Source organism: Parabacteroides sp. AF17-28 (genome assembly GCF_003479205.1).
GTDB lineage: Bacteria > Bacteroidota > Bacteroidia > Bacteroidales > Tannerellaceae > Parabacteroides > Parabacteroides acidifaciens.
In genome coordinates this window covers 19690-32943 of the sequence record NZ_QUGV01000019.1, presented here as the reverse complement: position 1 = coordinate 32943, position 13254 = coordinate 19690, and the positions used below count along the sequence as shown (strand labels likewise).

At 44.6% G+C, this 13254-nt stretch carries 13 protein-coding genes and 4 tRNA genes; 12 read left to right on the top strand and 5 right to left on the bottom strand.

What is annotated here, in order from left to right; all coding sequences use genetic code 11:
* Window positions 1–169: 169 nt before the first annotated feature.
* Window positions 170–1162, bottom strand: coding sequence for a type IX secretion system protein PorQ (porQ, locus tag DWW90_RS13955; RefSeq protein ID WP_115499379.1), 993 nt, complete (start codon window positions 1160–1162; stop codon window positions 170–172).
* A 222-nt stretch (window positions 1163–1384) separates the two neighbouring features.
* Between porQ and DWW90_RS13950 the strand changes: the two genes are divergently transcribed.
* The 8 genes from DWW90_RS13950 to DWW90_RS13915 all read left to right on the top strand — a co-directional run bounded on the left by DWW90_RS13950 (window position 1385) and on the right by DWW90_RS13915 (window position 6526).
* On the top strand, window positions 1385–2074 hold the full coding sequence (locus DWW90_RS13950) for an energy transducer TonB (protein ID WP_115499380.1): 690 nt from the start codon (window positions 1385–1387) through the stop codon (window positions 2072–2074).
* Between the two features lie 64 nt (window positions 2075–2138).
* Complete coding sequence (locus DWW90_RS13945; protein WP_122345396.1) at window positions 2139–3113, top strand: polyprenyl synthetase family protein; 975 nt, start codon at window positions 2139–2141, stop codon at window positions 3111–3113.
* A gap of 1 nt (window position 3114) precedes the next feature.
* The gene (locus DWW90_RS13940; RefSeq protein ID WP_122345395.1) at window positions 3115–3900 is read left to right on the top strand and encodes a TatD family hydrolase; all 786 of its coding nucleotides are present in this window, start codon (window positions 3115–3117) and stop codon (window positions 3898–3900) included.
* A 149-nt stretch (window positions 3901–4049) separates the two neighbouring features.
* A tRNA-Ser gene (locus DWW90_RS13935) sits at window positions 4050–4137 on the top strand.
* Window positions 4138–4219: 82 nt separating this feature from the next.
* Complete coding sequence (locus DWW90_RS13930; protein WP_115499383.1) at window positions 4220–4957, top strand: MotA/TolQ/ExbB proton channel family protein; 738 nt, start codon at window positions 4220–4222, stop codon at window positions 4955–4957.
* A gap of 9 nt (window positions 4958–4966) precedes the next feature.
* Window positions 4967–5437, top strand: coding sequence for a hypothetical protein (locus DWW90_RS13925; RefSeq protein WP_115499384.1), 471 nt, complete (start codon window positions 4967–4969; stop codon window positions 5435–5437).
* Window positions 5438–5471: 34 nt separating this feature from the next.
* Window positions 5472–6059, top strand: a complete 588-nt coding sequence (locus DWW90_RS13920; protein ID WP_115499385.1) for a biopolymer transporter ExbD — start codon at window positions 5472–5474, stop codon at window positions 6057–6059.
* The gene (locus DWW90_RS13915) at window positions 6059–6526 is read left to right on the top strand and encodes a biopolymer transporter ExbD (protein ID WP_115499386.1); all 468 of its coding nucleotides are present in this window, start codon (window positions 6059–6061) and stop codon (window positions 6524–6526) included. Before DWW90_RS13920 ends, DWW90_RS13915 begins: the two co-directional genes overlap by 1 nt.
* Before the next feature lie 68 nt (window positions 6527–6594).
* Here the strand turns inward: DWW90_RS13915 and DWW90_RS13910 are convergent, their stop codons facing one another.
* Entirely contained in the window at window positions 6595–7149 is a 555-nt protein-coding gene (locus tag DWW90_RS13910) for a GNAT family N-acetyltransferase (protein WP_115499387.1), read from the bottom strand.
* 149 nt (window positions 7150–7298) lie between these two features.
* On the opposite strand from DWW90_RS13910, the gene DWW90_RS13905 reads away from it, so the two are divergent.
* Window positions 7299–7769: an Lrp/AsnC family transcriptional regulator gene (locus tag DWW90_RS13905; protein WP_115499388.1), complete on the top strand. Its 471-nt coding sequence runs from the start codon at window positions 7299–7301 to the stop codon at window positions 7767–7769.
* 66 nt (window positions 7770–7835) lie between these two features.
* Here DWW90_RS13905 and asnS read toward each other — a convergent pair whose 3' ends face one another.
* The 3 genes from asnS to purB form a co-directional block, all read right to left on the bottom strand.
* Window positions 7836–9242, bottom strand: coding sequence for an asparagine--tRNA ligase (gene asnS, locus DWW90_RS13900; RefSeq protein ID WP_122345394.1), 1407 nt, complete (start codon window positions 9240–9242; stop codon window positions 7836–7838).
* A gap of 69 nt (window positions 9243–9311) precedes the next feature.
* Window positions 9312–10814: a pseudouridine synthase gene (locus tag DWW90_RS13895; protein WP_122345393.1), complete on the bottom strand. Its 1503-nt coding sequence runs from the start codon at window positions 10812–10814 to the stop codon at window positions 9312–9314.
* 61 nt (window positions 10815–10875) lie between these two features.
* Window positions 10876–12219 carry an adenylosuccinate lyase gene (purB, locus tag DWW90_RS13890; protein ID WP_122345428.1) on the bottom strand — a complete coding sequence of 448 codons (1344 nt, stop codon included), beginning with the start codon at window positions 12217–12219 and terminating at the stop codon, window positions 10876–10878.
* A 171-nt stretch (window positions 12220–12390) separates the two neighbouring features.
* Between purB and DWW90_RS13885 the strand changes: the two genes are divergently transcribed.
* From DWW90_RS13885 to DWW90_RS13875, 3 genes are all read left to right on the top strand, one after another.
* Window positions 12391–12465, top strand: a tRNA-Val gene (locus DWW90_RS13885).
* Window positions 12466–12492: 27 nt separating this feature from the next.
* Window positions 12493–12567, top strand: a tRNA-Val gene (locus DWW90_RS13880).
* 26 nt (window positions 12568–12593) lie between these two features.
* Window positions 12594–12671, top strand: a tRNA-Val gene (locus tag DWW90_RS13875).
* The last annotated feature ends 583 nt before the right edge of the window (window positions 12672–13254 follow it).

The window sequence follows — 13254 nt, the reverse complement described above, 5'->3', positions numbered from 1 at the left end:
TCCGTTAACATTTTCCAGCCATTCCATTAGTTGTCCGCTTGGTGGCGAACGATCGTTCGCTTGCCGCCGGACGATCGTTCACCGCCAAGCGGACGATCGTTCACCGGGCGGCGGACAACTTACGAGACGTTAGTAAAAGGATAAAAGGTGCCCATGAAAAGGACAGTCCTTAGAAATCGCTGATCGTAGTAGAGATACTCAGCATCATGGAAAGAGCCGACGGATGATATTTGGCAACCGAAACGCCCACGTCGAACATCTTGATCTTCACACCGGCGCCACCGGAAAAACCGGCAAGGGCATTCCCGCCCTGCAGCTTCATGTCCAAAGCCGTCTTGGGATTATATCCGACGCCGAGCCAGAAGTTTTCGGAAGGGACATAGTCGACGCCGATCACCATGTGTTTGATGAAAGACTTGAAGAAATTGTCTTCCTTGTATGTATTGTCGGTGTCGTCCACATAATCGAGTTTCCACTTAGTCAGGTATTGGGCAGTCAGCGACAGGCGGATCGGAGCGTGTGCCATCCGTTTTGTGATTCCCATCTGGATATCCCAGGGCATCTTCTGCCTTTCGTCTTCGTATGCCTTCAGTTGTGCCCCGATATTCTTGAAAGCAAAGCCGAAAGAGAACTCCTTTTCCGAATTATAATAGCTCAATCCGGCATCGACAGCCAGCCCCATCGAGGTGTAATCTCCTATGCCGGAATAGAGGAACTTGAGTGCGACCCCGCCGCGCCAGCGTTCGGAAAGGTCGTATGAGAAGAAACCGTTCACGCTGATATCCTTCGCCGTAAAATCGCCCGTCGGAAGTCCTTCCACCGACATGCCCCGGATATTTCCCTGGCTGAAGAACGAAGCTCCCACGCCCCAAGCTGCTTTTTCCTTCAATGCGCGAGTGAAAAGGGCGCTGCCGACATTGATATCCGATATATAATTCAAGTAGTTCAAGTTGACCATCTTGTCCATTTCTGCCCCTAACAAGGCCGGGTTATGAAAGATCAGCGAAGGGTCCCGCTCGATCAGCGACATCGTATTGCCGCCCATCGCGTTCGCCCTTGCCGAAGACGGATAACGCAGGAACGTGTATCCGGCATCGCCGGTCTGGGCAACGGCAGCCTGTAACAGAAAGGAAAAGAAGAATATAAACAGAAAATGTCTCATATTTATCTGGTAAAATGCGTACAAAGATAATAAATGCGGGCATATAACATCCCAATTACAGAAACGGGAAAAACCGGAAAAAGGTATATGGAAGCTATTATTTTTATTTCCAGTCAAAAAAAAAGTAAAAATGCATCAGTATTTAATACGAATCGTTCGGATTTAGAAAATAATCCGTATATTTGTCGCAAAAGAAAAACACATCTTTAAACATTAAGAGATATGGAAGTTAAGAAATCACCAAAAGCGGACCTGGAAAAAGGTAAGACGTTAGGTGTCCTGATGGGCATGATCGTCGGACTTGCAGTACTGTTCGTCGGCTTCGAATGGAGCGACCGCGAGGTCACAATCGTCCAGAGTGGGGGCGTTGCTGATATCATCGCGGAAGAAGAAGTGGAAATCACGAGACCGGAGGATACTCCTCCCCCTCCTCCGCCACCCCCAGCACCTGCTATTGCAGAGGAATTGAACGTTGTAGAAGATGACGTTAAGTTGGATGATGTAGACATCATTTCTTCTGAAGACGACGCTTCTTCAGCACAGGTTGAAGCCTATACGCCTCCTGCAGTAGTAGAGGAAGAAGAAGAATCTTCACAGCAGATCTTTACGGTCGTAGAAACAATGCCTGAATTCCCGGGCGGCCAGATGGCTTTGTTACAGTACCTGTCAAAATCAATCAAATATCCGGTTATTGCACAGGAAAACGGAATCCAGGGTCGTGTATCCTGCTCGTTCGTGGTTAACAAAGACGGTTCCATCGTAGACGCTGAAGTTATTCGTGGTGTTGACCCATCGTTGGACAAAGAAGCTCTCCGTGTGATCAACAGCATGCCGAAGTGGTCACCTGGTAAGCAGAGAGGTAAACCTGTACGTGTTAAATATACAGTGCCTGTTACATTCAGACTGCAATAATAACATGTAAATAGTATAAAAGGCTGCGATTGAAAGCAGCCTTTTTTATTTAAACAAATGATTTATGTACGCTTTTAATGATATCTTACAAAAGATAGAGCAGGAAATCGCCCAGCTTCAATTCCCCCATCCTCCCAAAAGCTTATACGACCCGATCGAATACATCCTTTCATTGGGAGGGAAAAGAATCCGTCCGGCATTGGTATTGATGGCTTGTAACCTGTATAAAGAAGATGTAGAGGATGCGGTCAAACCCGCACTCGGACTCGAAGTATTCCACAACTTCACGCTTCTGCATGACGACCTGATGGACGAAGCCGACATGCGAAGAAACAAACCGACCGTACACAAAGTATGGAATGCAAACACGTCTATCCTCTCCGGTGATGCCATGCTGATCGCGGCCTACCAACTGATCGGTGAAACGAAATCCGAATCATTAAAAGAAATACTGAACCTGTTTACCGTTACCGCACTTGAAATCTGCGGCGGACAACAGTACGACATGGAGTTCGAATCGAGAACAGACGTGACGGAAGAAGAATACATTGAAATGATCCGGCTGAAGACGGCTGTACTGATCGCCTGCGCCTTGAAAATGGGAGCGATTGCAGGAAATGCTTCGAAAGCTGATGCAGAGGCATTGTATCAATACGGTATCAACATCGGGCTGGCATTCCAACTGCAAGACGACCTGCTGGACGTATATGGAGACACAGCTACTTTCGGCAAAAACATCGGCGGGGACATTTTGTGTAACAAAAAGACATTTATGCTGATCAACGCGCTTCGCCGTGCTTCGGACGCACAAAAAGCAGAGCTGGAAAACTGGATCAGTAAAAAGACATTCGATCCGGCAGAGAAGATCGCGGCTGTAACAGATATTTACAGCCAATTGCATCTGAAGGAGTTATCCGAAGACAAAATACACATTTATTACGAACAGGCAATGAAATGCCTGGCATCGCTAAGTGTTGCTCCCGAAAGATTGAACATATTAAAAGAAATCAGTGCCCGTTTAATGAACCGCCAGTCTTGATATGAAGCTGATCGACACACATAATCATCTATATCTGGAAGAGTTCGACCCGCAACAGGATGAACTGGTCGCCATCGCAAAAGAGTCCGGCATCGACGCCTTGCTCCTTCCCAATGTAGACACGACTACGATCGGACGGATGCACGACCTATGCGACCGCTATCCGGATTTTGCCTATCCGATGATGGGGCTGCATCCGACAAGTGTGGACGAGCACTATGCCGAAAACCTGAAGACAACGGAGTCCTGGCTAAATAAACGCCCGTACTGCGGAATAGGCGAAATCGGCATCGACCTGTATTGGGATAAAACCTATCTGAAGCAGCAAAAAGAAGTATTCGAGGAACAACTCCGATGGAGTATCGACCTCGAGCTGCCGGTCGCCATCCACACCCGTGATGCGTTCCCGGAAGTTTTCGACTCCTTATATAAGGTAGGGTGTGAAAAAATGACCGGAGTATTCCATAGTTTTACAGGAAATGAGGACGAGCTTGAAGAAATAAAAAAATTAACAAACTTCAAAATCGGAATCAATGGCGTAATAACTTTCAAAAACTCACGATTATCGGAAATTATCCGGCAGACAGACATCCATAAAATAGTTTTGGAAACAGACGCTCCCTATCTCGCACCTGTCCCTTACCGGGGAAAAAGGAACGAGCCGGTCTATATTTGGAAAACAGCTGAAAGAGTCGCTCAAACCTATGGACTAACACTCGAAGAGACGGTTGAAACGACAAGAAAAAACGCGTTGAATTTGTTTAAAATCGAGAATAAACCGAGATAGTGAGATATTTTCGTCCGTATTCTAAATTTATCCGCCAGATATTGTGAATATATCAGGCAAAAACTATAGATTTGTGCACTGAAACGTTTGGATATGCGATTTTTTTCGTATTTTGCACCCGTTTTAGAAAAAAGCGGTAGCTCGCTTTTGGAGAGATGCTCGAGTGGTTGAAGAGGCACGCCTGGAAAGCGTGTAAACCTCTAAAGGGTTTCGCGGGTTCGAATCCCGCTCTCTCCGCTTTAAGGAACCATGATGATTATTAATAACAAAAAAATAAAAACAAATAAGAGAATTATTAATCTTAAAAATTAAACACACAATGAAAAAGTATTTTGCAAAAACATTCATGAGTTTATGTGCTCTTGGAATCACTTCCGTAGCATTCGCGCAAGAAGCAACCGAAGCCGCTATTGAAGGTGGTATGTACCAAGCTTTAAAGACTAAGTTTATCGAAGGTGGTGCCAACTTTATGAGTTTGGTTGCCATTGCATTGATTTTCGGTTTGGCTTTCTGCTTGGAAAGAATCATCTACCTGAACTTGGCTGAAACTAATTCAAGCAAATTGCTGAAAGGTATTGAAGACGCATTGGATAAAGGAGATGTAGAAGGAGCTAAAGCTATTGCTCGTGATACAAGAGGTCCTATCGCTTCTATCGCATACCAAGGTTTGATGAGAATTGATCAGGGTATTGACGTTGTTGAAAAATCTATCGTTTCTTACGGTGGTGTTCAGGGCGGTCTTTTGGAAAAGAACATGTCTTGGATCACATTGTTTATCGCTATGGCTCCGTCATTAGGATTCTTGGGTACTGTAGTCGGTATGATCATGGCGTTCGATAAAATCGAACAGGTTGGTGATATCAGCCCGACGGTTGTTGCCGGTGGTATGAAAGTGGCTTTGATCACAACAGTAGGTGGTTTGATCGTAGCTTTGATCCTTCAGGTATTCTATAACTATTTGTTGAGCAAATTGGAAGCTATCCTGAACCAGATGGAAGATGCTTCTATCACTTTGCTGGACTTAGTTATCAAATACAACCTTAAATTCAAAAAATAATAGACAACTATGGCAGTTACTAAAATAAGAAAAATGTCCAGCTGGACACTGCTGATCGTATCATTGATCAGCCTTGTCGTACTGGGTATGTTCTTCGGGGGAGGCGTAGTCAACCCGGGCGAAGAAATGATAGAATATGTACATACAGGTCTGTTGTTAAACTGGACTTCTGCATTATTCTTTATCACGATCATTAGTATGGTGTTATTTGCTATCTGGCAGTTTATCACCTTACTGAAAGTAAATCCTAAATCAGCAGTTACCTCATTAGTTGTAGTAGTTGCATTCGCAGCAATGATGTTCATTACTTATTCCATAGGTGATGCTACTCCGTTGAATGGATTGAATGCAGACTCACAAGAATTCAACACAGCCGGTTGGTTGAAAATCACAGATATGTGGATTATGTCTACAGTTGTTCTGTTGGTTTTGATCATTGCCTGTGTAGTTTGGGGCTCTGTTAAAAGAATGATTAAATAATAGTAATAACGAAATTTGATTAAACAAGAAAGAAATGGGTAAGAAAAGAAAGACACCGGGTATCAATGGTTCTTCTTCAGCCGATATTGCTTTCATGTTGCTGATCTTCTTCCTTATTACTACATCCATGGATACAGATAAAGGTTTGGCAAGACGTTTGCCGCCTCCTGTACCTAAAGATCAAAAGAAGAATGATGTTGATGTAAACAAGAGAAACTTGCTGGTCGTACTGATCAACAGTAACAACCAGATTCTCTGCGGCGATCAATTCGTCGACATCAAGCAATTGAAAGACAAGGTTAAGGATTTCATTGATAATCCGTTTAACGATGCTAATAAGCCCGAAAAAACAGAAGAGGATGTTCCTTTCTTTGGAAAAGTGATGACCGCTAAAAAACACGTTATTTCTTTGCAGAATGACCGTGGTACTGAATATCAGGCATATATTAGTGTTCAGAATGAACTGGCTAAAGCATACAATGAACTGCGTGATGATATTTCCAGAAAGAAATTCGGAAAAGCATTTGCAGATCTGGAAGAAGAACAACAAAAGGCTGTGCAGCAGATTTATCCGCAAAAGATATCTGAAGCAGAACCCAAAAATTATGGAGATAAAAAGTAATGGGAAAGTTTAGTAAAGCGGGCGGACGTGAAATGCCCGAATTGAATACGTCATCATTACCTGACTTGGTGTTCGCTTTCTTGTTCTTCATCATGATGGTAACATCTATGCGTGAAGTAACATTGATGGTACAATTCCGAGCTCCACAGGCTACTGAACTTCAGAAGCTGGAAAAGAAATCGTTGGTTACGTTCATCTATGTAGGAAAGCCGACAGCGGAATATCAGGCTAAGATGGGTTCTGAAGCTCGTCTGCAGTTGAACGACAAGTTCGCTGAAGTAGCAGAAATTCAGGATTACATCGCACAGGAAAAATCCAGTATGAAAGAAGATGACCAGCCGTTTATGACTGTATCTATCAAGGCCGATCAAGAAACCAAGATGGGTCTGATCACAGACGTTAAGCAAGCGCTTCGTGAAGCATACGCATTGAAGATTAGTTATTCTGCCCGTCAGGCAGCAGACTGATCCGAGGATATACTTACAAAAAAGGCGAGGTGAAAACCCCGCCTTTTTTTATTGTTTTTCTATCCGGATCATAAACCTTTAACGCCATAAACATACTTATGCAGACAATTCTTTACCTGCTCGAAAGAATGTTCCAGATCAATATTTCCATACGTCATAAGCCGCATTTCCAGCCATTCCCCGCCATCCCTGTAAGGAGGTTGATGATAGACATGATGATCTAACGTATAGCCTAAGCGCTCATAAAAGCCGATTCTGCGCCGACTCATCTCGTCAGCAGGCATCTCTACTTCCAATACGACCGGAGTTCCGCAAAAGGCAAGGAATTGCTTCATAGCCTCAGCCCCTATCCCACCATTACGGGCTGACGGATCGATGGCAAAATGCTCCGCATACGTGTAACCATCGAAAAGCCAACCGGTGATGAAGCCGGCATACCGGCCATCTCTCGACAAGGCATATACGACAAAACGAGGTTCGTCTTTTACCAAACCACGCACAAGCGAGAAGTCACGACGTTCCTCTTCCGGAAAAGATTCCGTATATGTTTTCTCTATCAAATCCAATACCGGATCGGTAAAATCCTTAACCGGCTTACATATTACTGTTGATTTTAAATCCATAAGACCATAAAATTGATGATTACTATTACAAAAGAGACTTACAAAATAAAATATTATACTAAAAAATATGGATTAATCATTAGAGATTAATTATATTTGTATTAAGATTGTAAGAACAGATAATACAGATATACAAATATAGATAAATTATGGCACACCATCAACTGGATGAACTTGACGAGAAGATATTAAAATTAATCATAGGCAATGCCCGTATGCCTTTCCTTGAAGTGGCAAGGGAGTGTAATGTATCGGGGGCTGCTATACACCAACGCATTCAGAAACTGACAAATCTGGGTGTTATCAAAGGTTCCGAATTCATTGTCGACAATACGAAAGTCGGCTATGAAACATGTGCGTATATGGGCTTATTCCTCAAATCACCCGGACAGTTTCCCGCCGTAACGGAAGCTCTAAAGGAGATTCCCGAAGTAGTAGAATGCCACTATACCACAGGACAATATGACCTGTTCATTAAGATATATGCCAAAAATAACCAGCACTTACTAAGCATCATCCATAATAAACTGCAGCCATTGGGGCTTGCCCGGACCGAATCGCTCATCTCCTTTAAGGAAGCATTCAAACGGCAGATTCCAATCGACCTGGATGATGAATAAATAAAAAAAACTCCGCGCAGAACTTCTGGACTACGCGGAGTTTTTTATTTATTATGCGGATACAGATCAGAAATCTGCATTCTTCGGTGTACGCGGGAAAGGAATCACATCGCGGATGTTTGTCATACCTGTAACAAACAGCAGCAGGCGTTCGAAACCTAAACCGAAACCGGAATGAGGCACAGTTCCGAAGCGGCGTGTATCGAGATACCACCACATATCCTTCATCGGAATACCCATTTCATCGATACGGTTCATCAACTTGTCATAATCAGCTTCACGTTCGGAACCGCCGATGATCTCACCGATTTTCGGGAACAATACATCCATCGCACGGACTGTCTTGCCGTCTTCATTCTGCTTCATATAGAAAGCCTTGATCTCTTTCGGATAATCAGTCAGGATAACCGGACGTTTGAAATGCTCTTCAACGAGATAGCGTTCATGCTCGGAAGCCAGATCGACACCCCAATATACCGGGAATTCAAACTGATGGCCCTTGGCTACCGCTTCTTCCAGAATCTTGATTCCTTCCGTATAAGCCAAGCGGACAAAGTCGTCTTTCAACACACCTTGCAGACGTTCGATCAGCCCCTTGTCGAACATATCGTTCAAGAACTTGATATCGTCCATACAGTTATCCAAAGCCCATTGTACACAGTACTTGATGAACTCTTCAGCCAACTGCATATTGTCCAGGATATCGTTGAAAGCCACTTCCGGTTCGATCATCCAAAACTCGGCCAAGTGACGCGGCGTATTGGAGTTTTCAGCACGGAATGTCGGGCCGAACGTATAAATCTGTCCTAAAGCCGTGGCAGCCAACTCGCCTTCCAACTGGCCGGAAACAGTCAGGCTTGCCTGTTTGCCGAAGAAGTCGTTATCATAAATGATAGATCCGTTTTCATCCTTCTTCAGATCGTACAGGTTCATCGTCGTTACCTGGAACATCTGTCCTGCGCCCTCACAGTCGGAAGCTGTGATCAGCGGTGTGTGGAAATAGAAGAAACCTCTGTCATGGAAAAATTTATGAATGGCATAAGCCATGTTATGACGGATACGGAATACTGCTCCGAACGTATTCGTACGCGGACGGAGGTGAGCGATCTCACGCAGGAATTCCATCGAATGACCTTTCTTCTGCAAAGGATATGTATTCGGGTCCGCACTACCGTAAATTTCGATCTCGGTAGCCTGGATCTCGACACTCTGGCCTTTCCCCTGCGACTGCACCAACGTACCGTTTACACTGATACTGGCGCCTGTCGTAATCGGCTTCAGATATTCTTCGCCCAGCTTATCCACGTCTACAACGATCTGAACATTATTTATTGTAGAACCGTCGTTCAGGGCTATAAAACTAACCTGTTTACTACCACGCCGGGTACGCACCCAGCCTTTCACATTAACGGTCGTACCGAAAGCATCGCTTTTCAGCACATCTACAATCTTTGTTCTTTTAATTGCTTCCATGTTTATATTTTTATTCTTAGGTAATCAAAACAAGTTAGCCGGCTTTTCCAACCGGCTAAACTCTTATATTTATTCAAAAGCACCCATGCGGAGCGCGTTCACCTCACGTTCGTTCAGATAACGCCACTTTCCACGTCCCAGGTTCTTTTTGGTCAGGCCGGCAAAATAGACACGGTCCAGTTTAATCACATGATAGCCGAGTGATTCGAAAATACGGCGTACAATACGGTTACGTCCGGAGTGGATTTCAATACCGACCTGGCTCTTATCCTCTTCGCTTGCGTAACTGATTGCGTCGGCATGGATTTCTCCGTCTTCCAGTTCCAATCCGTTAGCGATCTTTTCCATATCTTCGATAGACACGTTCTTATCCAACCATACGTGGTAGATCTTTTTCTTCTTGAATGACGGATGAGTCAGCTTGGAAGCCAGATCGCCATCGTTAGTCAACAGCAGTACACCTGTCGTATTGCGGTCCAGACGGCCTACCGGATAAATACGTTCCTGGCAAGCGTTCTTTACCAAATCCATAACAGTCAGACGTTCCTGCGGGTCATCGGATGTCGTCACGCAATTCTTCGGCTTATTCAGCACGATATACACCTTGCTTTCGATCTGAACCGGCTGTTCGTTGAACAACACCTTATCCTGGCGTGTGATCTTCGTACCCAATTCAGTTACCACCACGTCGTTAACCTTAACGGCACCTGCCTGGATAAATTCATCTGCCTCGCGACGTGAACAAACACCTGCGTTAGACAAGAACTTATTCAAACGGATCGGTTCGTTCGGATCAGCCAACACTTCCTTATACTTCAACTGCTTCTGGAAGTTGTACTTGGCATTCGGATTATAATCACCCGTACGGCGATTATTGTTCGGACGTCTGTTGTTATTATAACCGCCACGTCCGCCACCGCCATTATTGCCATAAGGACGATTGTTACCGTATGAAGGTCTGCCACCGCGATTATCACGGTTGTCGTAAGGCGAACTTACGCGGGTATCCCCTACACGTGGTCTTCTTTTCTTTACGCCGTCACCCGAAACACCTTCACCGGCCGGAGTAGCAGAGTATGCTTTGCCCCTGTCTTCATAGTTGCTGGGACGAGTCGGACGATTGTACGGACGATCGCCATAGGACGGACGATCACCGCCATAAGAGCGGTCATTGCCGTAAGAAGGACGATCATTTCCGTAAGACGGACGATTGTTTCCATAAGAAGGTCTGCTGTTGTAACCTCCTTCACGATTGTTACCATAGCCACGGTTTCCACCATTGTCGCGGTTATACGGTTTATTGTAACCGCCACCTTCGCGGTTATCATACGTACGCGGACGACTCGGTCTGTCCCCATAAGAAGAGCGGTTGTCCCCATAAGAGTTATAACCGCCACGGTCATCCCGAGTTGGACGGTTATACGGTCTCCGTTCATAGTTGTTTCCTTCAGGTCTGTTATAACCTTGATTGTAAGGTCTTCTTTCAGAATCCTGGTCTGTGTTTTCCCGTCTGATACTTGGTATCACCTTTCTTGGACGCGGTTGAGATTCATCTCTTTCTTCTGTGCTCATTTGTTGTAAATTAAATGATAATTAACTACTTGGTAACCTCACGGCTACCCATTGTTTCTCACTAAATACCTGTATAATTATGCGGCGTTATCGCCTTTAATTCTGCTTTAACAGCATCGCAAACCTGCAACTGATCGATAAAATCACTGATCGATCCGGCAGTAATGCCTTCGTTTGTACGGGTTAAGGCTTTCAATGCTTCGTAAGGTTTCGGATATCCTTCACGACGAAGAATAGTCTGAATGCCTTCGGCCACCACAGCCCAGCAGTTATCCAAATCCCGGTACAACGCTTTCTCGTTCAATAACAACTTACCCAGTCCTTTTGTTAAGCTTTTGAATGCTATTTCAATATGGGCCATGGGTACACCGACATTACGAAGCACCGTAGAGTCTGTCAAGTCGCGCTGCAAACGCGAAATCGGCAACTTCATCGCCAGATGTGTCAAGATAGCATTTGCCATACCCAAGTTGCCTTCTGCGTTTTCGAAGTCAATCGGGTTTACCTTATGCGGCATGGCGGAAGATCCCACCTCGCCGGCTTTGATCTTCTGTTTGAAATATTCCATCGAAACATACTGCCAGAAATCGCGGCACAGGTCGATCAAGATCGTATCGATCCGTTTCATCCCGTCGAAAATAGCAGCCAGGTTGTCGTAGTTGGAAATCTGCGTGGTCCATTCCTCACGGCTCAGCCCTAACACTTCATTCACAAACTTATTTCCAAATGCCTTCCAGTCATATTCCGGGTAAGCCACATGGTGCGCATTGAAATTACCGGTTGCCCCGCCGAACTTGGCAGAAACAGGAGTCGCTTTCAACAGCTTCACCTGCTGTTCCAAACGGTAAACGAACACCATTACTTCCTTCCCCAACCGAGTCGGAGAAGCCGGTTGCCCGTGTGTCTTGGCCAACATGGAAACCTCCGCCCAGTCTTCGGCATATTTCTTCAACATGTCGATCACTTCCTGCAAGCCGGGGTAGTACACCTCGTTCAACGCATCTTTTATAGACAAGGGGACAGAAGTATTGTTAATATCCTGTGAGGTCAATCCGAAATGGATAAATTCCTTATACTCCTGCAAAGACAACTGATCAAACTTTTCCTTAATAAAATATTCAACTGCCTTTACATCATGGTTTGTTACGCTCTCGATCTCTTTAATACGGGTTGCGTCCTCAACTGAAAACTCGCGATAAATTTTCCGCAAAGCCTCTTTGTTCTCCGCAGTAGCCAAAGCTTGAAGCTGCGGGAGAAACTCGGACAGAGTAATAAAATACTCTATCTCCACCTGCACTCTATACTTGATGAGTGCATATTCTGAAAAGTAAGCCGCCAGGTTCTCGGCTTTATTTCTGTATCGCCCGTCTACAGGCGAAATTGCTGTCAGTGTCGAAAATATCATATACATTATTAATATGGAGCTGCAAAGTTACTATAAATCTTAATACATATAGGTAGAGAAGCAGTTTTTTTCTACTTTTTCTCTAAAATATTTGGAGGTAATAAAAAAAGCCGTATCTTTGCAGCGCTTTAGAGAGATAGAGCGTACAACTTTACTTAATGAAGAATGAAAGGGCGTTTAGCTCAGCTGGTTCAGAGCATCTGCCTTACAAGCAGAGGGTCGGCGGTTCGAATCCGTCAACGCCCACCTTTCATAACGAATTGATTTCACTTTGGGCGTTTAGCTCAGCTGGTTCAGAGCATCTGCCTTACAAGCAGAGGGTCGGCGGTTCGAATCCGTCAACGCCCACTCACTACCAAATTGATTTCACATTCGGGCGTTTAGCTCAGCTGGTTCAGAGCATCTGCCTTACAAGCAGAGGGTCGGCGGTTCGAATCCGTCAACGCCCACCATTTAATAGAGAGCAATCATGATTTGCATGATTGCTTTTTTTATTTTCCCAACCAACACAAAAGAACACCTTACTCTCCCGCTATTTAAAAGAAAAGGCTAAACACAACCAAAAAAGGCTGGAACTCTGTTCCGGCCTTTTTTGGTTGTATAAACATGAATGCAAATTGAAAAATCCGGATCCATCACAGCATGTCATTTTGCGTTCCCTTCCAACTTTCAACTTTCAACTCTTAACTTTCAACTATCCGGGGGGGGCTTATTGTAAAAAACGCCTTTTTCAAGCCCAAAAGACATCCGAAACAAAACAAATGTTAATCCGCTTTTTTGACCTCAAAAAGGGACTTTTTCCTCTTTTTTGAGCGTTTTCAACAATTACGACCGTCCTCTTTGCCATTACGACCGTGCTAATGTGTAGTGCACTCGGCACCTCGCGAAGATTAGCACGGTCGTAATGGCGATTTGGACGGTCGTAATTGAAAAGAGGACCGTCTTTAGGGCAAAAAAGCACCTGAATTTCCTTACGATATTTGGAACGCCGTCCGTTTTATTTTCAAATATTCGATTCTCCGGGAGTTAAGCTTT

Coding starts and splice junctions, on each gene's coding strand:
- porQ (WP_115499379.1), bottom strand. CDS start 1,162: ATGAGACATTTTCTGTTTATATTCTTCTTTTCCTTTCTGTTACAGGCT.
- DWW90_RS13950 (WP_115499380.1), top strand. CDS start 1,385: ATGGAAGTTAAGAAATCACCAAAAGCGGACCTGGAAAAAGGTAAGACG.
- DWW90_RS13945 (WP_122345396.1), top strand. CDS start 2,139: ATGTACGCTTTTAATGATATCTTACAAAAGATAGAGCAGGAAATCGCC.
- DWW90_RS13940 (WP_122345395.1), top strand. CDS start 3,115: ATGAAGCTGATCGACACACATAATCATCTATATCTGGAAGAGTTCGAC.
- DWW90_RS13930 (WP_115499383.1), top strand. CDS start 4,220: ATGAAAAAGTATTTTGCAAAAACATTCATGAGTTTATGTGCTCTTGGA.
- DWW90_RS13925 (WP_115499384.1), top strand. CDS start 4,967: ATGGCAGTTACTAAAATAAGAAAAATGTCCAGCTGGACACTGCTGATC.
- DWW90_RS13920 (WP_115499385.1), top strand. CDS start 5,472: ATGGGTAAGAAAAGAAAGACACCGGGTATCAATGGTTCTTCTTCAGCC.
- DWW90_RS13915 (WP_115499386.1), top strand. CDS start 6,059: ATGGGAAAGTTTAGTAAAGCGGGCGGACGTGAAATGCCCGAATTGAAT.
- DWW90_RS13910 (WP_115499387.1), bottom strand. CDS start 7,149: ATGGATTTAAAATCAACAGTAATATGTAAGCCGGTTAAGGATTTTACC.
- DWW90_RS13905 (WP_115499388.1), top strand. CDS start 7,299: ATGGCACACCATCAACTGGATGAACTTGACGAGAAGATATTAAAATTA.
- asnS (WP_122345394.1), bottom strand. CDS start 9,242: ATGGAAGCAATTAAAAGAACAAAGATTGTAGATGTGCTGAAAAGCGAT.
- DWW90_RS13895 (WP_122345393.1), bottom strand. CDS start 10,814: ATGAGCACAGAAGAAAGAGATGAATCTCAACCGCGTCCAAGAAAGGTG.
- purB (WP_122345428.1), bottom strand. CDS start 12,219: ATGATATTTTCGACACTGACAGCAATTTCGCCTGTAGACGGGCGATAC.